This is a genomic window from Azoarcus sp. KH32C (assembly GCF_000349945.1).
GTDB lineage: Bacteria > Pseudomonadota > Gammaproteobacteria > Burkholderiales > Rhodocyclaceae > Aromatoleum.
In genome coordinates, this window is sequence record NC_020548.1 from 708333 (window position 1) to 730314 (window position 21982).

Genomic DNA, 21982 nt, shown 5'->3' on the forward strand with positions numbered 1-21982 from the left:
TGCGGGAGTGGAGCCACTGTACGGGGCGTGCTCCAGTACAGCCAGACACAAACCCCGCAGATTTCGGCGTACCTGTATGGCCACACGTACCAATACAGCTTCAACACAGCTGCTTTCGATGCGAGACTCGAGAATCGCGTGACGCAGCGCAAAATGCCCAGTACGATCCCATGACGCAGTGCCCGCTGAGACTTGCGCCCCCAACGGCAGAGCCAGACACCATGTCCGAAACGCTCCACGACGCCTCCGGCTTCACCGCCTGGAATCCCGGCCTGGAAACGCGAATCCCGCGCGAGTTCCGGGGCCTGGAAACGATCTGTCGCCCCGAGTGCGCCTTTTCGACACCCGAGCTTCTCGACGAACTCGGCGCGATGACCGGGCTGCCGCCCGAGGAGCTCGCGGAGTTGCGCCCGGAGCGCCTCGCGCTGCATGAGCTGATCGTGCGCATCACAGCCGATATCGCCGTCGAGGAAGGCGCGTCGGAGGAGAACTTCGGTCAGAACTTCCGCGCGATCGCGCACCAGATCCTGGGCGACCACATCACGCCCAACATGGACGCGATCAATGGCATCTACGCCGACTTGCAGCGCGATGCCGGCGAGCGCGTGCGCACGATTCTCGACACCGCACTGGGCCGCCGCGTCACCGAGCAAGCTGAGCCGCGCTCGTTCATGAGCCGGCTGTTCCGCAAGCCGCCACCGCCTCCCGATCGCCACGAGTCCGCCCCGGAGCGCGAGCATCGCGTCATCGCGGGCTTCAAGGCGACCGGTCTGGCCGCCACCGATCCGCTCGAACGCGCCGTGTTCAAGAGCCTCTATCGGGTGCTCGGCTCGATCGCGACGAAGCGCACCACCCTCGGCGCCAATCTCGACATGCTCGGGCGACTCGTCACGCAGCACGTCTGCAACACCTACGGCAGCCAGCTGATCGGCCGCACGATCGCGCCGATGATCGATGCGGCAATCGCACAGCAAGGCTACACGCGGGTACTCAACCGCGCGGCGCCCGTGCTGATCAGCCTGAAGGGCGCCTCGGCCGCCGGGAAAAGCTCGATCCGTCCGATGATCAAGCGCGTGATGCGCGAAAGCGGCATCGAAAGCGACGGCTACGCGACGATCAGCCCGGACGTCTGGCGTCGGCTGCTGCTCGACTACGAGTCGCTCGGTCCGGCGCGCAAGTACGCCGGCCACCTGACGAGCCGCGAAGTGATGGTCATCGACGGCAAGCTCGACCGCTACATCAGCGACAAGGCCCGCCAGGCGCAGGCGATTCCGCATCTGCTCGTCGACCGCTTCCGCTTCGACAGCTTCTCGAGCAAGGAGATAGCCCGCGTCCTGCACGAGACCTACACGCGCTACGTCTCGACGATCCACATGTACTTCATCGTCACGCCACCCGAGGAGACCGTCGAGCGCGGCTGGCAGCGCGCCCTGGAACGCGGGCGCTACAAGGCGGTGGAAGACTTCCTCGGGCACTGCGTCGAAGCCTATAGCGGCATGCCGCGCATGCTCTTCAAGTGGCTCGCGCACCAGCCCATCGACTACCGCTACTACTTCCTCGACAACCTCGTGCCGAAAGGCACCTTCCCGACGCCGATCGCTTTCGGCAACCGCAGGGAGATGACGATCTACGACGCGAGCCGGCTCGTCGACATCGGGCGCTACGAGCACATCAACATCCACGCGAGGAGCCGCGCCGAGGTATACCCGGACGACTACCGCGTGGACATCGCGCGCGACACTGCCTTCCTGCGCAACTGCCTGCGCCGCATCCCGCTCGTGACCTTCCGCGACGGCCGCAACGGCCCGCCCTACCTCGAATTCCGCCACGGGACGCCGGTCCTGCTCGACGCCGCAGTGGTGAATCGGCTCACGATCAACCCCTACTTTGCCGCGATCCTCCGCGAGATCGCACCCAAGCTCGACACCACCGCCCCATGCTGACCCTCGACCACGAGTCCGACGTCGCCCTCGTCACCCAGATCACCAGCGGGCTGAAGCAGCTCGTCGCCCAGCGCAAGCTCGCGCAGGGCATGAAAGTCCCCTCGATCCGCCAGTTCGCCCGCCAGCACGGCATCAGCCCCTCCACGGTCGTCGAAGCCTACGACCGGCTCGTCGCCGAAGGCGTCCTCGTCGCGCGCCAGAACACCGGCTTCTTCGTCCGCAGCGGGATTCGCGACCGGCAGGATCTCCGCGATCCGGGCAGCACCGCGCGCACCATCGACTTCGATGCCCGCTGGCTCGTGCGCCGCATCTGGGAAGGCGAAGCGACGAGTATCAAGGCCGGCTGCGGCTGGCTGCCCGAGAGCTGGCTCGACGAAGAAGCGATCCGCCGCAACCTGCGCCAGCTCGCGAACCGCCCCGACGGCAATTTCACGAGTTACGGCCTGCCCAAGGGACTCGAAGCGCTGCGCTGGACGATCAGCGACTGGCTCGGCGAGCAGGAGATCTGTGCCGGCCCCGAGTCCGTGTTGCTGACGGGCGGCGCGAACCATGCGCTCGCGCTCGTCACCCGCTGCCTGGTGCGTCCCGGCGACATCGTGCTCGTCGACGACCCGGGCTACAGCGTGCTGAGTTCGCATCTCTCCGCCTGCGGTGCGCGGATCGTCGGCGTGCCCTGGGGACCGCAAGGCCCGGACCTCGGCCAGCTCGAAACCCTGCTCTCCGTGCACAAGCCGCGCACCTTCTTCACGAACCCGCGGTTGCAGAACCCGACCGGCGCGTCCTACTCGCCCGCGACCGCGCATCGCGTGCTGCAACTCGCCGACCGCCACGACCTCACGATCATCGAGGACGACGTCTCGATCGAGCTCGACACCCTGCAGCGGCGCAGCCTCGCGAGCCTCGACCAGCTGCGTCGCGTGATCTACGTCGGCAGCTTCTCGAAGAGCATCTCGCCCAGCCTGCGCGTCGGCTTCATCGTCGGCGACGTGCCGCTGATCGAGGAACTCACCGCGATCAAAATGGGCATGGGCCTGTCCTCGTCCGAACTTACCGAACGCCTGACGCAGGAAATCCTCACCGAAGGCCGCTACCGCAAGCACCTCAAGGGGCTGCGCCAACGCCTCGGCGAAGCGCTGGCGCAGACCTGCCACCGCCTGGAGGACGCCGGCCTCGAAGTGCTGCTCCATCCGCCCGCCGGCATGTTCGTCTGGGCCCGCCATCCGGCGTATTCCGATGCCGGACGTCTCAGCGCCGCAGCGGCCGAACACGGCATCCTGCTCGCACCGGGTCATCTCTTCTCGCAGGAGCCCGGCCCGCAGCCGTGGATGCGCTTCAACGCCGCGTTCTGCGACGACCCTCGGCTGTACGAGTTTCTCGCAGGAGCCTAGCCGGACGGCAAACCGATCAGGTCTTCTTCAGCACCCAGGCATGTTCCTTCGCCGGGCACTTTCCCCTCAACCCACCCGGAACGTCCGCGCTGTCGACGAGGGCGACATCGAAACGGGCTTCGTAATGCCGGCGCACTTCTTCGCCGCTGACGGAAAACGGCGGACCGTCCTGCATGGCCTGATCGTACTCATACGTGATCAGCAGTTGCGGGGCCCGGTTCGTGATTTCGGCGAGATGGTTGGCGTAACGGCGCCGCATGTCTTCCGGCAAGGCCACCAATGCAGCCCTGTCGTAGACGGCGTCGACCTGACCGAGATCCTTGGCGGCCAACTCGAAGATATCGCCGACATGGATGTCGATATCCTGCGCCGCGAAATGCGTCAAGCTACCGGCCTCCGAAATACGCGGTTCCACGCCGAACTCGGCAAACAACTGCTCGATTGCGACTCTGCTCAGCTCGGCGCCTGCAACGCGGTAGCCCTGTGAAAGCAGCCACGCGATATCCCGCGTCTTTCCGCACAGGGGCACAAAAACGCGGCTGCCGTGCGACAACGACAGCTCGCCGAAATACCGGATCAGGAATGGATTGACTTGATCCTGGTGAAACCCGATCTCGTTCTTTTCCCATTTCGCATGCCAAAAGCTTGCATCCATCCTCGGTATCCTCGTAAACAATTATCCGCCGGACGCGCTCGTCCCGCCCGTCAGGACCAGCGCGCCGTCCTTGACCGGGATGCGCGCACCGGGCTCGTGGTCCATGCGCACGTGTCCGACTTCCTCGCCAAGTCGATATTCGACCTCATACCCGACCACCTTCTCGCTCTTGTCCTTCACGGTGGTGCACCGGGTTTCCGTGGAGTTGTAGGTATCCTTGGCCTGCATGTTCTCCTGGACCTTTTTCCCGGCATAGCCGCCGGCAGCAGCGCCCGCGACGGTAGCGAGCTTCTTGCCGCTGCCGCCTCCGATCCGGCTGCCGAGGAGGCCGCCTGCCACTGCGCCAATCACCGTTCCTGCAATCTGATTTTCATCCTTGACCGGGGCTTGATGGTTCACGACGACGTCCTTGCAGACTTCGCGCGGGGTAGTGATCGTTTCCTTGAGCGGCTGCACGGCAAGGACTTCGGCATATTTCGGTCCGGAGTCAACCAGGTGATAGGTTGCAGCGGCCCCCCCTGCGGTCACAACCAGGGCTCCCAGTCCGATCCCCATTACCATTGATTTGTTCATAGGCTTCTCATCGGTCCGTGTAATTCAACGCGATCAACGTGACGGCGTTGCGGGCGCCGATTGTACGTTCGCGCCACTGCACAGTTTCACGACGGAAACAAAGAGATAATCAATGATTCGTAGTCGGAGCCTTGCTGCGCTTGTCCGAGTACATCGCCTCGTCAGCATGGCTCAGCAGCTGTTCAATCTCCAGGCCGTGCTCGGGATAAAGCGCCATGCCTACGCTTGCCGCCACTCCCAGCACGCGGCCGCCGATGTCCATCGGCGGGCTCATCACTTCCCGGATCTTGTCTGCGACGGCCTGCGCGTCGGACATGCTTTGCAGGTCTTCGAGCAGCAGCACGAATTCGTCGCCGCCGAGCCGGGCGACGGTATCCGTCTCACGCACGCAGAATTGCAGTCGCCGTGCGACCTCCTGCAGCATCAGATCTCCCATCGCGTGCCCCAGCGAATCATTGACCTGCTTGAAGTCGTCGATATCCACATACAGCACCGCCATCGCCCGCTGGTTGCGAATGCAGCGCGCGAGGGCCGATTGGATCCGATCCTGGAACAGGCGGCGGTTCGGCAGCCCGGTGAGTTCGTCGTGTCGCGCGGCGCGCAGCAGTTCGGCTTTGAGCTGCGCGCGGTCGATGGCGATGGCGACCTGTTCCGAGACGAAATGCAGAAGCTCCTTGTCCCGTTCCGAATAGTGGGTGCCGGGCTCGCTCTTCAGCACCAGTACCCCGATCGTTTCCTGCTGTACCTCGAGCGGCAGCGCGAGGGTGCACGCACTGCCACGGGAGGATTTCGTGCCGGCAAGGGCCGCGAGCGCGGCGTCGCGTGTCGCCCCGGAAACCCCGCCGCACATGATCTGGTCGCAGAAATGACAAGCGATCGGCACGTCGAAGACCGGCGAATTCCCCTCACTGTCCATCTGATACGAGAAGCAAAGCTTCTTCGTGCGCCGATCGCAGGTCGCCAGGGCAAGACCCGCCACCGGCACCAGCGTGGCGAGGATGCGTTGGATTTCGCGCAGCAGGACATCGAGGTCCGCCGCCTCGTGCGCGGCTTCGGAAATCGCGTAGGTTGCGTGCTGGATGGCTTCCGCCTGTCTCAGTTCCGTGACGTCGCGCGCCACGCCCACCCGCAACTGGTCCTTCTCCGACCAGCGGGCCGACCACATGATGTGCACGCGGCGGCCATCCTTGCGGATGTAGCGGTTCTCGAATCCGATCCGGTGATGGCCGGCGATGACCAAGCGGGCCTCTTCGCAGGTTCGCTCGCGATCTTCCGGCGCCACGAAATCGAACAGATTGCGGCCCGCCAGTTCCTGCGGGGAATAGCCGAACATGCGCTCGCACGCGGCGTTCGCGTAGACGATACGGCCCTCGGCGTCGACGAGGATGACGGTATCGAGCAGCAGGTCGAGGAAGTCCGGCAAGCAGCCGTCTCGCGTTTCCGTGTCCATGCGGAAAGATTACTACCATTCCGTTTCCGTGCGATTGAATCGCGATGCGAATTCCGTGACATTTGGCCGCCGCACAATCAGGCGCTGAGCAGCTTCCTCAGACCGCGCATCAAGGTGCCCACCCCGGGCAGCTTCATATAGAGTTCTTCGGACGGATCCCAGTAGTCCCGGTGATAGCGCACCCTGCCCTCGCCGTCGAATCTCAGGTGGGAAACCCCGCGTATCAGTTGCGGCCTGTTTCGCACACCGAAGCGCGCGCGGAAGTGGAACTCCCAGACCAGCATCGCGCCATGGCCGTCCCCTATCCGATCGGTGACGACAAAGCGCGGCTGGGCCACCCGGCGGAACATGTCGGCGAAGATGTTCTGGATCGCCGCGGTGCCGACGACTTCATTGAACGGATCTTTGAAGTAGGCGGCTTCGGCATAGAACTCGGGCAGTCGGGCGAGACTTTCGACGGCAAGCTCTTCATAGAAGCGGACCAGGGCATCGAGGCTCATCTCAGCCTCCGGAGAAGCGCCGGACGAGCGGGAAGTACCATCGGTACGGCAGCAGCGCGAGCAGTTTCATCAGAAGGGTGAAGCGCCTCGGGAAATGAATTTCGAAACAGCCATCGCGGAAACCTTCGAGCAGGGCGATGGAGGCCTGCTCGGGCGTCAGCAGCGCCGGCATCGCGAAGTCGTTCTTCTCGGTCAAGCGGGTTGCGACAAAGCCGGGATTGACGAGCCAGACGCCGACGCCCTTCGGGGCGAGTTCGAGATGCAGGCATTCCGCGAAATGGATCAGCGCCGCCTTGCCGGGGCCGTAGCACAGCGCTTTCGGAAGCCCGCGATAGCCGGCGACGCTGGCCACGAAGGCGATGCCCCCGCCTGTCTGGAGGTGGGCCAGCACGGTCGCCGTCAACCGCAGCGCGCCGCTGAAGTTGACCTCGATGACTCGCTCTGCGGTGAGCAGGTCGAAGTGCTCGACTCGCATCGGAACGTAGTCCCCGGCAAGATAGATGACCAGATCGACACCGCCGAAGGCAGCCAGGATCGCGTCGCGCGCATGTGCAAGGCTTGCCGGATCGGTCGCGTCGCAGGGTTCGACGAGCACGTCCGCGAGCCCGAGCCCGCGCAGCCGTTCGGCGTTTCGCGCGGAAAGCGCAAGACGGGCGCCCCGCCGATGCAGTTCGCGGGCGGTCGCCGCGCCGATACCGGTCGATGCCCCGACGAGCCACACGCGCTTGCCGCGCCAGTTCGAGATCGCGGGATTCACGGCTGCGACAGCCTCTTCCGGAAGGCCAGCGAGACCTCGCCGAGATGGAAGCCCCACTTCGACATGTAAGACCGGTTCAGCATCACCCGGTCATCGAGCAGGAACATCCAGTCGTCGAAATTGACGTGGTAGACCTTGTCGTCGACCGGCAGCGCGAGCACGTAGCGCCAGCGCAAGGTGTTGCCGGCGACTTCGCCCACGGCCTCGCCGATCACGTCGTCCGCCCGGCCCCGGAAGCTTCCGTCGGCTTGGCGGGTCAGGATCCAGACGCGGCGCGAGGTCTTCCCGTCCGACCAGCGGAATTGCTCGTCGAGCACCCCGGTGTCGCCATCCCAGCGGGCTTCGATGACGACATGGAAGCGCTTGGTCACTTCACGCGAGCGCCCCTGGAAGATCCCCCACGCGTCGAGCGTCCCATTGAAGTAGGTCCTGAGGTCGAGTTGAGGCTGCTCGGCCCGGTAGCGATCGATGTCGTTCGATACACAGGCAGTCAGGCAGAAGGGCAGCAGTGTGGCAGCCAGCAGTTTCATGAATGGATCTCCAGAAAGCCGCGCCAGCGCCACAGCAGCGCTGCCGCCAGGGCCTTGAGCGCGAGCGGCAGTAGCGCATAGGTGAAGGTCAACGCCGCCAGGCCCGCCGAGCCGCCCGGGGCATAGCCGAGCCCGCCGAGCAGCGGAAGCGCCAGGCCGGCGGCGAGCGCGAGATTGAGCTTCGCGACGAGGTTCCAGACTCCGAAGAAGGCGCCGGCCTGCCCCTGTCGCTCCCCCAGGTCGGCGGCGATGGCCGCCGGCAGGGCCAGATCGGCCCCGAGCGCGAGGCCGGAGGCGGCGCAGATGACGGCAAAGGCGCCGACGTCACCGGCACCGAGCAGGCTGCATCCGGCAAAGGCAAGGACCGCCAGCCCCATCGCGACGAGCCAGGCGGCCGGCCGGCCATGCGCGGATGCGAGTCGCACCCACAAGGGCAGGGATACCGCGCCCGCAATGAAATACAGCGCCAGCAGCGGCCCCGCGAACTCCTCGGCGCGCAAGACGTCCGCGACGAAGAACAGGAAGAGCGTCGCCGGCACCGCGGCCGCAACGCCGTTGACAAGAAAGACCGCCAGCAGACGCGAGAAGGCCGGATCGCGAATCACGCGCAAGAGGCCCCGCCCGGCTGTGCCCCTCGCCTCGGCCCGCCGCGCCCCGTCGCCCACGCTGCCCAACGTGACCGCGGCCGACACCAGGAGCAGCGGGGGCAAGGCCCAGGCCAGCCGCGCGACGCCCTCGGCGGGATCGGCGGAGAGCATCGCGGGCAGCGCTGCGGCGAGGACCACGCCCCCGAGGCCGAAGCCCTCTCGGGCAGCCGTGAGCCGCGTACGCGCGGCCGAATCGGGTGCGATGTCCGCGCCCCAGGCCTGATACGCGACCGTCGCCGCCGAGAAGCCGACGTAAGTCAGGGTCAGCGACGCGAGCAACCACGCGGTCGCGTGAGAGGCCGCAGGGTTGAGCAAAGCGACGAAACCGATCGCAAGCGGCACGAGCGCGAAGACGAGTATTCGGCGCTTCGGCAGGCGATCGGCGAGACAGCCGAGCCAGGGATCGAGCACGGCGTCGGCAAGCCGTGCGCCGAGCAGGATGAGGCCGAGCAGCGCGAGGTCCATGCCCGCCCTGGCCGCATAGACCCGCGGAACGTGCACATAAACCGGAAGCGCGGCAAAGGCGAGGGGGAGCCCCAGCAGACCGTAGGCGAGGATGTTGCCCCTCATCGGCCGTCTCCCGGGCGCCGCAGCAAGGCCGCCCGCAGCTCCGGTGCGCTGGTGCCGGTGTCGAGCCAAATGCCGAAGAAGCGCCGGGCAAAGCCGGCATCCGCGATCTCGCCGATGCCTCGTCCGTTATGCAGGAAGACCGCGCCGTCGGGGCGGTAATGGCCCGTGATCGAATCGCCGGCGACGACATCGGGAAACAACGCCTTCATCTGCGCGGTCCAGCGCTCGAGCTCGGCCTCGTCGCTGCCGAGCTTCCTCATTTCCTTGACGCTGGCTTCGACGATCGCGGCTCCGCGAATGCTGCGGTGGTAGTCGAGCCGCAATGCGAGCGGCGGCTGCAGGGGGTTGTCGCCCGCCCACAACGTGGCTTCGTAGATCAGCAGCCCCAGGCGGCGGAACTCCCCGCTGCCCCAGCGCCGAAGTCCTGCCATCGGCTCCGGGGTGGCGAGCGCCGCCAGCGGCATCGCAAGCAGCGCGAGCAGCAGGCGGCGTCGCTCATGCGTGGGCGAGTTCGAACTGCACGACATCGATGCTTCCGGCGCGGAAGCCGGCCTCGCAATAACTGAGATACAGGCGCCACAAGCGGCGGAAATCCTCGTCGAAGCCGAGTTGCCGGATGTCCGGCCAGGACGCTTCGAAAGCGTGGCGCCATTCGGCAAGCGTGCGCGCATAGTCGAGGCCGAAGCTGTGCTCGTCGCGCACCACGAGCCCCGCCCTCGCCGCAGCGCGGCGGAAGGCACTGCGCGACGGAAGCATGCCGCCGGGGAAGACATACTGCTGGATGAAGTCGGTGCCCTTGCGGTAAGCGGCGAAGAGGTCGTCCCGGATCGTGATGCTCTGGATCACCGCCTTTCCATCGGGCCGCAGCGACCGGGCGACGGTGCGGAAGTAGCTCGGCCACCAGCGTTCGCCGACCGCTTCGAACATCTCGATCGACACGACATGATCGAAGCGCTCCCGCAGCTCGCGATAATCCTGCAGACGCAACTCGGCAGCCGGTGCGCGCTGCTGCGCCCAGGCAAGCTGAGCCGGCGACAAGGTCAGGCCAGTAACGCGCAGTCCCCGGCCAAGGGCACGTTCGGCGAAGCCTCCCCAGCCGCAGCCGATCTCCAGCACGTGCTCGCCGGACTCCGCGCCGACCCGGTCCAGGATCCGGTCGTACTTCGCGCGCTGCGCGGCTTCGAGCGAAACCTCGTCCTTGTTGCCATACAGGGCGGACGAATAGCTCATCGTCGGGTCGAGCCACAGACGATAGAAATCGTTGCCGAGGTCATAGTGCGCCATGATGTTGCGGCGACTTCCGGCGCGGCTGTTGCGATTGAGCCAATGACGGATGCGGGCTGCGAGCAGCCGGCGCCAGGAGCCGTAGATCGCCCGCTTCAGCGCGTCGCGGTTCGCGGCAAGCAGGGTCAGCACTGCCGTCAGGTCGGGCGAATCCCAAAGGCCGTCGAGGTAGGCCTCCGCGAAGCCGATGTCGCCCCGCGCCAGCACCCGCCCGAACAGGGCTTCATCGTGAATCTGCAGCACGGTGACGTGCTCGCCTTCGCCGAAGAGCGCGCTCGATCCGTCGGGCAGGCGCACATCGAGCCGCCCGCCACGGATGCGGTCGAGCAAGGCGAAGACGGCGGGAACGTCGCGAGAGCTCGGCGCCGTGCCCCAGAGGATCGTCGCAGTATTCATTTGGTCGATTTCCCTAGCGGTTCGGCGGCAGGCGCGATCGCGTGCGCGCCATGGAATGGCACGCCCTTGAGCCAAAGCCTGAGGGCCTGCCAGTGAATACGGGCGATCACGCCCAGGGTCAGGAACGGCATTCGCAGCAGGGCGGAGAGCAGGGACGCGGGGGACCACGGGCGGGGCGAACCGGAAATCGAGGTCCGCAGCAGTTCGCCTTCCGCGTCGTCGTAATCGATGCGGGCCACTTGCACCGCACGTTCGAGGTGGAAGCGGAAGCGATAGCCGCCCCGTACCTCGTTGAAGGGCGACACGTGGAGGACCTTCTCGGCGTGCAACTCCTCGCCGTCCGCGAGAGGCTGGCCCTGACGATGCAGCACGTAGCCGTAGGTGCCGCCGAAGGTGTTGTTGACCTCGACCAGAATCGCAACCAGCCGCCCGTCGCGGGCGTGGCAGTACCAGAAGCTCACCGGATTGAAGACGTAGCCGAACACCCGGGGAAAGGTCTGCAACACGATCTCCCCGTCGTCGGGCAGACCGTGCTCGCGCAGCAGCCCGCAAATCCATGGCAATAGCGGACTACCGTCGCGCGGCCCGTGATCCTCGCTGCGGAAACTCAACAGGTTGGCCCGATCGACGGAGAAGACGCCGCAATTGGCCGAGGCCAGATCGCGGAGCGGGAGCTGGACATAGAAGACCGGATAGGCAAAGTCATTCACCTTTGGCCGCAGACGCCGGTGCATCACGTGGCCGAAGAAAAGCTGCGGACGGAAACTCGCCAGCGCGCTCATGCGACCAGTTCCGCGCGCTGCGGTTGGGCGGTAGTCCCCTGCCAGGGCGTCCGTACGCCGAGACGATTGGCGACATTCAATGCCGACACCAGCCCGTCCTCGTGAAAGCCGTAGCGGCCCCACGCCCCCGCCAGCCAGATGCTGCCCTCTCCCTGCACCGCGTCGAGCCGCTGCTGCGCGGCGATCGCGGGACCGTCGAAGATGGGGTGCGCGTAATCGAACTCTGCGATGAGCTTTCCGTGATCGGGTTCGCGCACGGGATTCAGCGTGACGACGACGGGCGCCTCGAAGGGCAAGGGCTGAAGCTTGTTGATCAGGTAGGACACGCCCACCGGCTGGCCGTCGGCCCGACCGGCGCCCGCAAAATAATTCCAAGCCGACCACAAGCGGCGATCGCGTGGCAGAAGCGCAGGGTCGGTGTGGAGCAGCGCGCGGTTGCGCTGGTAGCGAATCGCGCCCAGCACTTGCCGCTGCCCGTCGCTCGCCGTGTCGCCGAGGATCGCCTTCGCCTGATCCCCGTGGCAGGCCATGACGACGTGGTCGAAGAGCTCGCTGCCGTGCGCGTGCGCAACCATGAGCCGGTGGCCCACCCGCCGCACCCCATTCACCGCGCAGGCCAAACGTACGTCGTCGAGTTGCCCGGCAATCCGGTTCACATATTCGCGCCCGCCTCCCCTCACGGTGCGCCACCGCGGCCGGTCGAAAATCTGCAACAAGCCGTGGTTCTGGCAGAAACGGACGAAGGTGGCGAGCGGCATGTCGAGCATCTGCCCGGTCGGACAGGACCAGATCGCAGCCGCCATCGGGAGCAGGTACCAGTCGGAGAAAGAACGCGAATACCGTCCCTCTTCCAGAAAATCCCGCAAGCTGCGTGGCTCTTGGGGATGTGTCGCCAGCCACGCCGCGCTTTCCCGGTTGAAGCGCAGGATGTCCGAGAGCATGGCCCAGAAGCCGCGTCGGAAGAGATTGCGCTTTTGGCCGAAGACGGTCGCGAGACTGCTTCCCGCCCATTCGAGCCCGGGCTCCTCGAGACTGACGGAGAACGACATCTCGGACTCGGCGCTATCGACTCCGAGCAGGGTGAAGAGCGCGACGAGGTTCGGATACGTCCGGTCGTTGTAGACAAGGAAGCCGGTGTCCACCGGGTGCGTCCGCCCTTCCAGCGTCACGTCCACCGTGTTCGTGTGCCCGCCGAGATACCTGCCCGCCTCGAACAAGGTCACGTCATATCGATAACGGAGCAACCACGCGGTCGCCAGGCCGGATATGCCTGCGCCCACGACGGCGACGCGTTCACTTCGAGGCATGAGTTCTCCTTTCTTACCCGGACGATTTGTCCTAGACAAACTTGATGTTCGTTCGTAAGATAGGGGCGTAGATTTGGTTTGTCAACGTTTCGTCCAACTTTTGTTCAGGACAAATGAACCTTCCCTGCTTCAACATTGCCGCCGTCGAGCGGGACACCGGCCTGTCGAAGGACGTGCTCCGCATGTGGGAGCGGCGCTACGGCTTCCCGACACCCGAGCGCGATGCGAACGGCGAGCGGCTCTATCCCCACGACCAGGTCGAGAAGCTGAGGCTGATCAAACGCCTGATGGATCAAGGGCATCGCCCGGGGAAGTTGATGCGGCTGGCTAGCGACGACCTACTCGCCCTCGCTCATCGCGCGCCCGACCGAGCGGAATCGTCCTCGTCCCCGGCGGACGACCATCTCGAAGACCTGCTCGAATTGATCCGGCAGCATGATTCCGTTGGCTACCTGCTCGGAATGCAGCAGCGCCTGGGACGGCAAGGATTGCAACGTTTTGTCCAGGACACGCTGGCACCGTTGACGCATGAAGTGGGCAAAGCCTGGGAAGATGGGCGCATCGAGGTCTTCGAGGAACATCTGTTCACGGAGCTGACGACGCGCCTGCTGCGACAGGCCATCGCGGCGCTTCCGACGGGCACGCGGCCACGTGTCATGCTGACGAGCGTGCCCGAAGAACAGCACGCGCTGGGTCTGCTGATGGTCGAATCCCTGCTCGCCCTCGAGGGAGCGGAATGCGTGCCGCAGGGCACCCAGATGCCGCTGCTCGAAATCGCGCACGCGGCCGAAGCCCACCGCATCGACATCGTAGCCCTATCTTTCTCGATCGCCTTCCCGCAAAGGCAGATCAGCGGGCTATTGCGGCATCTGCGGCAGCTGCTGCCCGGTCACGTCGCGCTATGGGTTGGCGGCGAAGGAATCCGGCGGGCAACACCGCTCGAAGGCGTCGATTACCTTCCCGGATTGACGGACGCCGCCGCGGCAACCGGCGCCTGGCGAAAAGCCCATCCCTGAGGCCTTGCATTGCCGCGGGAGGACGCCGGGCCCTTAGCGGCAGTCCGTCAGCCGATAGACTCCGCTGGGCTCCAGCACCGCCTGCCAGCCGGCTTCGAGCAGGATGGTGGTGGTGGGCTCTTCGATCAGCGCGGGGCCATTGATTGCGTGCCCAAGGCGGATCCGTTCCCCGTCATACACCGGCACCTCGCTCGCCACGATGTCGTCGCCCTGGCCGAGATACACCTTGCGCCAGGCCTTGACCGGGTCGGCCGACGCGTCGGCATCATCGTGTCCGCACACGGGGAAATCCGGGAACAGGCCGTAGACCGTGCTCTCGATATTCACGATTTCGACCGGGCTGTCCGGCTCGCAGAACGTGAAGAGACGCTGGTGGATCTCGTCGAAACGTTGCCGCAGCAGCGCGGCCGACTCGGGCAGCAGACGTCCCTTGCCTGCGGGCACCGTGCACTCCTGGATCTGCCCGACGTAGCGCATGTCGAGCGAGCGCTCGATGCGGATCATGTCGTCGGTGAAGCCTTCGTTCCGCAGCACGCGCAGCCCTTCGGCCTCGATGTCCTGGAAGAGCCATTCGAGGCGCAGGAAGTCGGTGTGCTCGTCGAGGCGGCCCGGGCAGGCGGCCATGTAGCTGTATTTGACGTCGGAGAGCACCTGACCGAAGGCACAGAGACCCGACGCGAGCTTGGGCACGAGGACCTGGCGGATGCCGATCTCGGACGCGAGCGCGGTGATGTGTGCCCCCGTCGCCCCGCCCGCGGCGACGAGCGAGAAGTCGCGCGGATCGTAGCCGCGTTCGACCGACACGCGGCGGATGCCCGCGACCATGTTCGTATTGACGACGCGGACGACGCCATAGGCCGCCTTCTCGACCGAAATGCCCAAGGGCTCGGCGATGTGGCGTGCGATGGCGGTCCGCGCCGCCCCGGCGTCGATCGGGAGACGCCCGCCGAGCAGCGCTTGCGGATTGAGGTAGCCCAGCACGACGTTGGCGTCGGTCACCGTCGGCCGCTCGCCGCCACGCCGGTAGCAGGCCGGCCCGGGATTCACACCCGCACTCTGCGGTCCGACCGAGAGCATGCCGTAGCGATCGACCGCGGCGATCGAGCCCCCGCCCGCCCCGAGCATCTCGACTTGGATCACCGGGATGCCGAGCCGGTAGCGCAGGAAGTCGACGTTCTTCGCGATGTTCGCGCGGCCGGCGTGGCATAGCGTGACGTCGAACGAGGTGCCGCCCATATCGACGGTGATGATGTCGCTGACGCCCAGCGGACGCGCGACGAAAGTCCCGGCGCGCGGCGCCGCGGCCGGACCGGAATTGACCGCATACACCGCGCGCCGCGTAAATTCGCCCGGCGACGCCATACCGCCGTTCGACTGGAAATAGCGTAGCCGCGAGGCGCCCTCGTATTCGGCGAAGAAACCTTCGAGTTCGCGCACATATTGCGCAACCGACGGCCCCAGATAGGCATTGAGCACGGCCGTCGACGTGCGTGTGTACTCGCGGATCTGCGGCAGCACGTCGGAGCCGATCGACACATAGACGTCGGGCAGCAGCTCGCGCACGATTTCCGCCGCTCGCTGCTCGTGCGCGGCATTCACGCAGGACCAGACGAAGGAGATCGCCACCGCCTCGACGCCCTGGTCACGGAAGAAGGCGCAGGCCTCGGCGACGTCGTTCTCGTTGAGCGGCGTCAACACCGAACCATCCGACGTGACGCGCTCGCGCACAGGACGGCGCAGGTAGCGCTCGACGAGCATGCGGGCCGGCGGGTAGTTCGGGTTGTAGCGGTAGCCCTCCTCCTTCTGGCCGAGCCGGATTTCGAGCGAATCCTCATGCCCGGCGGTCGTCAACAGTCCGACCTTGGCGCCCGAGTGCTGGATCAGCGCGTTGAGCGCGATCGTCGTGCCGTTCACGCACAGCTCGGTCGCATCGATCAGCGCCCGCGCGCCGAGCCCGAGCGCCTCTTCGATCTGGCGGAAGCCCGCCGCGAGCGCCCGCTTCGGATCGTCCGGCGTCGATTCGACCTTGAACAGCCAGGTGCGCCCGCCGTTGTCGGCGAGCACGAAGTCGGTGAACGTACCGCCGGTATCGATGCCCAGACGGTAGGTCACGGGGTCTGCGGAACTCATTGCGCACTCATCATCGACAGGTATTCAAAAAGCCGCTCGCTGTCGCAGTAGGCGACGTTGAAGCGGATCCACGGCGAACCGTTCGTGCCGGTGCAGAAGCCCGCAACCGGCGCCATCAGGATTCCTCGCACATTGGCCTCGTTGCATAGCGGCTCCGGGTCGTCCAGGCCGGGAAAGCGCGCAAGCACGAACATGCCAGCGCGCGGCCGGTGGAAGAGCGCCAAGCCGGCCGCTTCGAGACGTTCGCAGGTCTGCGCCTGGGCGTCCGCGAGCCGCTCGCGCAACACGCGCAGGTGCTTGCGGTAACGGCCGTCGAGCAACACCTCGTGCGCGAGCCGTTCGGAAAGCTCCGAGCTCGTCAGGCCGGCCGCGATCTTGTGCAGCGTCAGGTCCTCGACGATGTCGGGGTGGGCCGCGATATAACCGACGCGCAGGCTGGGCGCGATCGTCTTGGAAAAGCTGTTCACGTAGATGACGCGGTTCAGCTGGTCCATCCCCGCGAGGCAGCGGCTCGAGAAGGGATCGAGCTCGGCGTAGATGTCGTCCTCGACGATCAGGAAGTCGTAGCGCTCCGCGAGTTGCAGCACGCGGTGCGAGGTCGGCATGTCGTAGGACACGCCGGTCGGATTCTGCAGGCGCGGGTTGATAAAGAAGACGCGCGGCTTGTGCTCGGCCGCGAGCGCTTCCAGCGTTTCGAGGTCCGGCCCGTGCGGCCCCATCGGCACCCCGACGACCTTTGCGCCTTGCAGCCGCAGCGTCGCATTCAGCGTGCCGAAGCCCGGCTCCTCTACGAACACCGTCTGGCCATCGCCGATCAGGTATTTCGCGAGCAGCGACAAGGCGTGCATCGCGCCCGAGGTCATCAGGATCTGCTCGGGATTGGCGTAGATCTCCTTCTCGCGCAGCCAGTCGGCGATCTTCCAGCGCAGGCCGGGAAATCCTTTGGGATGCCCGTAGCCGACGAGCTGCGTGGACGGCCGCCCTGCGACGGCGCGCAGGCTCTTCTTCAAGGCCTCGTCGTCGAACCAGTCCTCGGGAAGCCAGCCGCTGCCCGGGTTGATCGACGCATTGCCCGTAACCCAGCCCTTGTGGACCGACCACAAGGTTTCCAGCCCGAGCGGCAACCGTTCGCTGTCGGCCTTCGCCGAAGGGCGCTCGGAGCCGACCTCTCGGATGAAGAAGCCCATGTTCTGCCGCGCGACCAGACAGCCCTCGGCGACGAGGCGGTCGTACGCCTCGACGACCGTGGACATGCTGACCCGGTTGGTCTCGGCGAACTGGCGGATCGACGGGATCTTCATCCCCGAGCGCAGCTTGCCGGTCTCGATCAAGGCGCGATAACCCTCGACGATCTGGATCACCAGGGGTTTGGGCGCTTTTGGATCGACAACGAACATGCGGTCTCTCGGCGGACGTTGGGCAACGCGGATTCGAGCCTAGCTTGTAACAAAGCACGAAGTTGCACAACGCGCACTATCGAGAGTGGTTCGCCGCACTGTATTGCTCATTGAAGCAATACAGTGCGGCGAACCGACCGCACTCCGGGAGAACGCTGTAGGCGAGTCGGATGGCTTTACTGCAGCTCGACCAGCAGATCTTTCGCCGCGACCTTATCGCCAGGCTTTACGAACACGGCCTTCACGACCGCATCGCGGTCCGCGGTGAGCGCGGTTTCCATCTTCATCGCCTCGATCGACACGAGCGGTGTGCCCTTGGCGATCTTCTGGCCAACGTGGACGGCGACGGTCACGACAGCCCCCGGCATTGGCGCCCCGATGTGGTTCGGGTTTGCCTCGTCGATCTTCGGGTGACGCCGTCCGGTGGGCGCAGCCCCCGCCTTCGGAATGCGCTGCAGGCGCGGCTGGCCATTCAACTCGAAGAAGACTTTGACACGCCCCTCCTCGTCCGGCGTATCGCTGCTGCCGGTCTGGCGCACGATGAGGCTCTTGCCCTTCTCGATGTCGACGCTGATCTCTTCGCGGTCCTTGAGACCGTAGAAGAAGACTGGCGTCGGCAGTAGCGACACGTCGCCGAAACGTGCGTGGTGGACCGCGTAGTCCTTGAAGACTTTCGGGTACATCAGCCAGGACGCGAGGTCGGTGTCGGAGATCTGGCGACCGGTGGCGGTCTGGGCTTCGGCACGGGCGGCGTCGAGGTCGACCGCGGGCAGGAAGTCGCCGGCACGGCCCTGGAGTGGCTCGGCGCCTTTGAGGACCTTGCGTTCCAGATCCTTCGGGAAGCCATCGGGCGGGAAGCCGAGTTCGCCGCGGAAGAGCGAGATCACGGACTCGGGGAAGGCGATCTCCTTGGCGGGATCGGCGACTTCCGCGGGCGTGAGGTCGTTGGCGACCATGAAGAGCGCCATATCGCCGACAACTTTCGAGGTCGGGGTCACTTTGACGATGTCGCCGAAGAGTTGGTTCACGTCGGCGTAGGCCTGCGAGACTTCGGGCCAGCGGTGCTCGATCCCCATCGCGCGCGCCTGCTCGCGCAGGTTGGTGTACTGCCCGCCCGGCATCTCGTGCTTGTAGACATCGGACGTGCCGCAGCGGATGTCCGCCTCGAAGGGGGCGTAGGCGCGGCGCACGCCTTCCCAGTAGTGCGACAGCGACTGCATCGCGTCGAGGTCGAGGCCGGTGTCGCGTTCGGAACCCGCGAGCGCCGCGGCAATGGAGCCGAGGTTGGGCTGCGAGGTGAGGCCGCTCATCGCATCCATCGCGCCATCGACGGCGTCGACGCCCGCTTCGATCGCGGCGAGCACGCTCGCGGCGGCGATGCCCGAGGTGTCGTGGGTGTGGAAGTGGATGGGCAGGCCCACTTCTTCCTTCAGCGCCTTCACGAGCGCGCGGGCGGCGCGTGGCTTGCACACGCCGGCCATGTCCTTGATGCCGAGGATGTGGGCGCCGGCCTTTTCAAGTTGCTTGGCGAGGTCGACGTAGTACTTGAGGTTGTACTTGGGGCGACTCGCGTCGAAGAGGTCGCCGGTGTAGCAGATCGTCCCTTCGCACAGGGCGCCGGCTTCGGTGACGGCGTCCATCGCGACGCGCATGTTGTCGATCCAGTTGAGCGAGTCGAACACGCGGAAGACGTCGATGCCCTCCTTCGCCGCCTGCTGCACGAAGTAGCGCACGACGTTGTCGGAGTAGTTCGTGTAGCCGACGGCGTTCGAGGCCCTGAGGAGCATCTGGAACAGCACGTTGGGGACGGCGGCACGCAGACGTGCGAGGCGCTCCCACGGATCTTCCTTGAGGAAGCGCAACGCGACGTCGAAGGTCGCGCCGCCCCAGCATTCGAGCGAAAAGAGCTCGGGCACGAGGCGCGCGTAGTGCGGGGCAATCTCGAGCATGTCGCGCGTGCGCATGCGGGTCGCGAAGAGCGATTGGTGGGCGTCGCGCATCGTGGTGTCGGTGAGGAGCACGCGCTGCTCCTTCCTCATCCACTCAGCGAAGCGCTGCGGGCCGAGCTCCTTCAGGAGGTCGCGCGTGCCGGCCGGCGGAGCGACAGAAAGATCGACCTGCGGCTTGATGGGTTTGGCGAGCGGGCCTTTGGGCGCTTGGCGGCCCGCCATCTCGGGGTTGCCGTTGACGCTGACTTCACCGAGGAACTTCAGGAGTTTCGTGGCGCGGTCCTGCCGCTTCTGGAAGCGGAAGAGTTCGGGCGTGGTGTCGATGAAGCGCGTCGTGCATTCGCCAGACTTGAAGAGCGGATGCGCGATGACGTTCTCGAGGAACTGAAGGTTCGACGAGACGCCGCGGATACGGAATTCCCGCAGCGCGCGGTCCATGCGGGCGATGGCTTCGTCCGGGCTGTGGCCCCAGGCGGTGACCTTCACGAGCAGCGAATCGTAGAAGGGGGTGATCACGGCGCCGGAATAGGCGGTGCCGCCGTCGAGGCGCAGGCCGAAGCCCGCGGCGCTGCGGTAGGCGGTGATGCGGCCGTAGTCCGGGGTGAAGTTGTTCTCGGGATCCTCAGTCGTCACCCGGCATTGCAGGGCGTGGCCGTTCAGGCGGATGTCCGACTGTTCGGGCACGAAGGCATCGGCTTCGCCGATGCGTGCGCCTTCGGTAATGCGAATCTGCGCCTTGACGATGTCGACGCCGGTGACCTGTTCGGTGACGGTGTGCTCGACCTGGATGCGGGGGTTCACTTCGATGAAGTAGAAGGCACCGGTGTCGGCGTCCATCAGGAACTCGACCGTGCCGGCGTGCGTGTAATTCGCGGCGCGGCACAGCGTCAGCGCGGCCTCGCACAACTCCGTGCGGCGCGTGTCGTCGAGGTAGGGCGCCGGGGCGCGTTCGACGACCTTCTGGTTGCGTCGCTGCACCGAGCAGTCGCGCTCGAACAGATGCACGAGCTTGCCGTGCGTGTCGCCCAGCACCTGGACTTCGACGTGGCGCGCGCGGCGGACCAGCTTCTCCAGGTAGACCTCGTCATTGCCGAAGGCGGCGAGCGCTTCGCGGCGGGCGACGTCGAGCAGGCCCGGCAGTTCGTCCTCGTTCTCGATTGCGCGCATGCCCCGCCCGCCGCCGCCCCAGCTCGCCTTGAGCATCAGCGGGTAGCCGACTTCGCGCGCGAGGCGCTTGATTTCGTCGAGGCCGCGGGGCAAAGCGCCGGTTGCGGGCACGACGGGCACACCCGCGGCAATCGCGAGGTTGCGGGCGGCGACCTTGTTGCCGAGGTCCCGCATGACCTGCGGCTTGGGGCCGATGAAAGCGATGCCGGCGGCGGCGCAGGCTTCGGCGAACTCGGGGTTCTCGGAGAGGAAGCCGTAGCCGGGGTGGATCGCGTCGACGCCGGCGTCCTTCGCGACACGAATGATGTCGGCGATGTCGAGGTAGGCGGCGATCGGCTTCTGGCCGTTGCCGACGAGGTAGGATTCGTCGGCCTTGAAGCGGTGCAGCGCGAAGCGGTCCTCGTTGGCGTAGATCGCCACCGTGCGGATGCCCAGTTCGTTCGCGGCGCGGAATACGCGGATCGCGATTTCGCCTCTGTTGGCGACGAGGATGCTCTTGATCGGTTTCATGTCCCTGCCCTGCCCTCCTGGCATGCCTTGGTGGTTGTCGCTATCGAGCTTGATCTCAAGCTTTGTGATCGGACCTGCATGTTCGGACAATCGCTGTCCGCCCCCAATCGGTGGAAACCCTGCCTATGCTGCGCTGCGCAAAATGCGTGCTGCAGGTTCTGCATGGCGATCAGCGCAGCACGACGGTCCGCAGGCCATCCTCGGTTTTCTCCTGAAGGCGCGCGGTGTTCTGCCTTGCGCGGGCGTGCTCGCCCCGATTGGTGGTCCGTTCGATGCCGACCGCAGTCGCAAAGCGGCGCACCCGCTGCTTGTAGAGACCGACGGTCACTTCCTGGACGCGGGGGTCGAGGCCGAACGCGAAGTCGAAGACTTCGTTGACGCGCGTTTCGAGCAGCGGGGTGTGCGGTGTGCGCGGCCACTCCGTGTCTCGAGCCGATCGATCTTGACGCTCCAGATCGCATTCATCGCATTACTCCCCGATCACGCCGCGCGCCTGTAGGTCGGCATGATAGGACGAACGCACCGTCGGGCCGGAGGCGACGTGGCGGAAGCCCATCTTCTCGCCGACCGCGCGCAGTTCATCGAATTCAGCCGGAGTGACGTAACGGCGCACCGGTAGATGGTGCAGGCTGGGCTGCAGGTACTGGGCGATCGTGACCATGTCGACGGCGTGCGCGCGCAGGTCGGCGAGCGTCGCTTCGATTTCCTCCCTCGTCTCGCCGACGCCCAGCATCAGGCCGGACTTGGTCGCGACGTTCGGGTGGCGCGCCTTGAAGCGCGCGAGCAGATCCAGCGAGTGTTCATAGTCGGCGCCGGGCCGCACTTCGCGGTACAGGCGCGGCACCGTCTCGATGTTGTGGTTGAAGACATCGGGCGGCTCGGAAGCCAGGATGTCGAACGCGAGATCGACGCGGCCGCGGAAATCCGGCGTGAGGACTTCGACAGTAATCTCCGGATTGGCGGCGCGGATCCATTCCGGCTTGCGCAACTGCTCGGCCGGCGTGATCGGGACGATCTTGATCGGAATGCGC

General features: G+C 65.9%; 18 protein-coding genes and 1 pseudogene. 3 read left to right on the forward strand and 16 right to left on the reverse strand.

Going from position 1 to position 21982, the window contains the following annotated elements; genetic code table 11:
• Positions 1-221: 221 nt before the first annotated feature.
• Positions 222-1943: a zeta toxin family protein gene (locus AZKH_RS25960; protein ID WP_172642523.1), complete on the forward strand. Its 1722-nt coding sequence runs from the start codon at positions 222-224 to the stop codon at positions 1941-1943.
• A complete protein-coding gene (locus tag AZKH_RS25965) occupies positions 1937-3331 on the forward strand; it encodes a PLP-dependent aminotransferase family protein (RefSeq protein WP_015452290.1) in 1395 nt (464 codons plus the stop codon). The genes AZKH_RS25960 and AZKH_RS25965 overlap by 7 nt, the downstream gene beginning before the upstream one ends.
• 16 nt (positions 3332-3347) lie before the next feature.
• On the opposite strand, the gene tmpT is transcribed toward AZKH_RS25965, so the two are convergent.
• The 11 genes from tmpT to AZKH_RS26020 form a co-directional block, all read right to left on the reverse strand.
• Positions 3348-3986: a thiopurine S-methyltransferase gene (gene tmpT / locus AZKH_RS25970; protein WP_015452291.1), complete on the reverse strand. Its 639-nt coding sequence runs from the start codon at positions 3984-3986 to the stop codon at positions 3348-3350.
• 21 nt (positions 3987-4007) lie between these two features.
• Positions 4008-4559 (reverse strand): glycine zipper 2TM domain-containing protein, encoded by a 552-nt coding sequence (locus tag AZKH_RS25975; protein WP_015452292.1) that lies wholly within the window; start codon positions 4557-4559, stop codon positions 4008-4010.
• A 109-nt stretch (positions 4560-4668) separates the two neighbouring features.
• Positions 4669-6009, reverse strand: a complete 1341-nt coding sequence (locus tag AZKH_RS25980; RefSeq protein WP_015452293.1) for a diguanylate cyclase domain-containing protein — start codon at positions 6007-6009, stop codon at positions 4669-4671.
• A 77-nt stretch (positions 6010-6086) separates the two neighbouring features.
• Positions 6087-6509 carry a nuclear transport factor 2 family protein gene (locus AZKH_RS25985; RefSeq protein ID WP_015452294.1) on the reverse strand — a complete coding sequence of 141 codons (423 nt, stop codon included), beginning with the start codon at positions 6507-6509 and terminating at the stop codon, positions 6087-6089.
• A gap of 1 nt (position 6510) precedes the next feature.
• Positions 6511-7266 (reverse strand): SDR family oxidoreductase, encoded by a 756-nt coding sequence (locus AZKH_RS25990; protein WP_015452295.1) that lies wholly within the window; start codon positions 7264-7266, stop codon positions 6511-6513.
• A complete protein-coding gene (locus AZKH_RS25995; RefSeq protein ID WP_015452296.1) occupies positions 7263-7796 on the reverse strand; it encodes a DUF3833 domain-containing protein in 534 nt (177 codons plus the stop codon). The genes AZKH_RS25990 and AZKH_RS25995 overlap by 4 nt, the downstream gene beginning before the upstream one ends.
• Positions 7793-9013, reverse strand: a complete 1221-nt coding sequence (locus AZKH_RS26000; protein WP_015452297.1) for an MFS transporter — start codon at positions 9011-9013, stop codon at positions 7793-7795. The genes AZKH_RS25995 and AZKH_RS26000 overlap by 4 nt, the downstream gene beginning before the upstream one ends.
• Positions 9010-9540, reverse strand: a complete 531-nt coding sequence (locus tag AZKH_RS26005; RefSeq protein ID WP_015452298.1) for a chalcone isomerase family protein — start codon at positions 9538-9540, stop codon at positions 9010-9012. Before AZKH_RS26005 ends, AZKH_RS26000 begins: the two co-directional genes overlap by 4 nt.
• The gene (locus AZKH_RS26010; RefSeq protein WP_015452299.1) at positions 9509-10693 is read right to left on the reverse strand and encodes a cyclopropane-fatty-acyl-phospholipid synthase family protein; all 1185 of its coding nucleotides are present in this window, start codon (positions 10691-10693) and stop codon (positions 9509-9511) included. Before AZKH_RS26010 ends, AZKH_RS26005 begins: the two co-directional genes overlap by 32 nt.
• A complete protein-coding gene (locus tag AZKH_RS26015) occupies positions 10690-11475 on the reverse strand; it encodes a DUF1365 domain-containing protein (protein WP_015452300.1) in 786 nt (261 codons plus the stop codon). Before AZKH_RS26015 ends, AZKH_RS26010 begins: the two co-directional genes overlap by 4 nt.
• Positions 11472-12782, reverse strand: a complete 1311-nt coding sequence (locus AZKH_RS26020; RefSeq protein WP_015452301.1) for an NAD(P)/FAD-dependent oxidoreductase — start codon at positions 12780-12782, stop codon at positions 11472-11474. Before AZKH_RS26020 ends, AZKH_RS26015 begins: the two co-directional genes overlap by 4 nt.
• A 113-nt stretch (positions 12783-12895) precedes the next feature.
• Here AZKH_RS26020 and AZKH_RS26025 point away from each other — a divergent pair, with 113 nt between their 5' ends.
• Positions 12896-13798, forward strand: coding sequence for a MerR family transcriptional regulator (locus AZKH_RS26025; RefSeq protein WP_015452302.1), 903 nt, complete (start codon positions 12896-12898; stop codon positions 13796-13798).
• A 33-nt stretch (positions 13799-13831) separates the two neighbouring features.
• On the opposite strand, the gene AZKH_RS26030 is transcribed toward AZKH_RS26025, so the two are convergent.
• From AZKH_RS26030 to AZKH_RS26045, 5 genes and pseudogenes are all read right to left on the reverse strand, one after another.
• Positions 13832-15928, reverse strand: coding sequence for a hydantoinase/oxoprolinase family protein (locus tag AZKH_RS26030; RefSeq protein WP_015452303.1), 2097 nt, complete (start codon positions 15926-15928; stop codon positions 13832-13834).
• The gene (locus AZKH_RS26035; protein ID WP_015452304.1) at positions 15925-17325 is read right to left on the reverse strand and encodes a PLP-dependent aminotransferase family protein; all 1401 of its coding nucleotides are present in this window, start codon (positions 17323-17325) and stop codon (positions 15925-15927) included. The genes AZKH_RS26030 and AZKH_RS26035 overlap by 4 nt, the downstream gene beginning before the upstream one ends.
• A 176-nt stretch (positions 17326-17501) precedes the next feature.
• Entirely contained in the window at positions 17502-20951 is a 3450-nt protein-coding gene (locus AZKH_RS26040; protein WP_015452305.1) for a pyruvate carboxylase, read from the reverse strand.
• 169 nt (positions 20952-21120) lie between these two features.
• A complete protein-coding gene (locus AZKH_RS27425; protein WP_156822325.1) occupies positions 21121-21279 on the reverse strand; it encodes a hypothetical protein in 159 nt (52 codons plus the stop codon).
• A gap of 141 nt (positions 21280-21420) precedes the next feature.
• Positions 21421-21921 (reverse strand): annotated as a pseudogene (locus AZKH_RS26045) (lipoyl synthase); the annotation flags it as partial.
• Positions 21922-21982 lie beyond the last annotated feature (61 nt).

Excerpts from the sequence above, each read along its gene's own strand:
- AZKH_RS25960 (WP_172642523.1), top strand. The coding sequence starts at position 222 with ATGTCCGAAACGCTCCACGACGCCTCCGGCTTCACCGCCTGGAATCCC.
- AZKH_RS25965 (WP_015452290.1), top strand. The coding sequence starts at position 1,937 with ATGCTGACCCTCGACCACGAGTCCGACGTCGCCCTCGTCACCCAGATC.
- tmpT (WP_015452291.1), bottom strand. The coding sequence starts at position 3,986 with ATGGATGCAAGCTTTTGGCATGCGAAATGGGAAAAGAACGAGATCGGG.
- AZKH_RS25975 (WP_015452292.1), bottom strand. The coding sequence starts at position 4,559 with ATGAACAAATCAATGGTAATGGGGATCGGACTGGGAGCCCTGGTTGTG.
- AZKH_RS25980 (WP_015452293.1), bottom strand. The coding sequence starts at position 6,009 with ATGGACACGGAAACGCGAGACGGCTGCTTGCCGGACTTCCTCGACCTG.
- AZKH_RS25985 (WP_015452294.1), bottom strand. The coding sequence starts at position 6,509 with ATGAGCCTCGATGCCCTGGTCCGCTTCTATGAAGAGCTTGCCGTCGAA.
- AZKH_RS25995 (WP_015452296.1), bottom strand. The coding sequence starts at position 7,796 with ATGAAACTGCTGGCTGCCACACTGCTGCCCTTCTGCCTGACTGCCTGT.
- AZKH_RS26000 (WP_015452297.1), bottom strand. The coding sequence starts at position 9,013 with ATGAGGGGCAACATCCTCGCCTACGGTCTGCTGGGGCTCCCCCTCGCC.
- AZKH_RS26005 (WP_015452298.1), bottom strand. The coding sequence starts at position 9,540 with ATGTCGTGCAGTTCGAACTCGCCCACGCATGAGCGACGCCGCCTGCTG.
- AZKH_RS26010 (WP_015452299.1), bottom strand. The coding sequence starts at position 10,693 with ATGAATACTGCGACGATCCTCTGGGGCACGGCGCCGAGCTCTCGCGAC.
- AZKH_RS26015 (WP_015452300.1), bottom strand. The coding sequence starts at position 11,475 with ATGAGCGCGCTGGCGAGTTTCCGTCCGCAGCTTTTCTTCGGCCACGTG.
- AZKH_RS26020 (WP_015452301.1), bottom strand. The coding sequence starts at position 12,782 with ATGCCTCGAAGTGAACGCGTCGCCGTCGTGGGCGCAGGCATATCCGGC.
- AZKH_RS26025 (WP_015452302.1), top strand. The coding sequence starts at position 12,896 with ATGAACCTTCCCTGCTTCAACATTGCCGCCGTCGAGCGGGACACCGGC.
- AZKH_RS26030 (WP_015452303.1), bottom strand. The coding sequence starts at position 15,928 with ATGAGTTCCGCAGACCCCGTGACCTACCGTCTGGGCATCGATACCGGC.
- AZKH_RS26035 (WP_015452304.1), bottom strand. The coding sequence starts at position 17,325 with ATGTTCGTTGTCGATCCAAAAGCGCCCAAACCCCTGGTGATCCAGATC.
- AZKH_RS26040 (WP_015452305.1), bottom strand. The coding sequence starts at position 20,951 with ATGAAACCGATCAAGAGCATCCTCGTCGCCAACAGAGGCGAAATCGCG.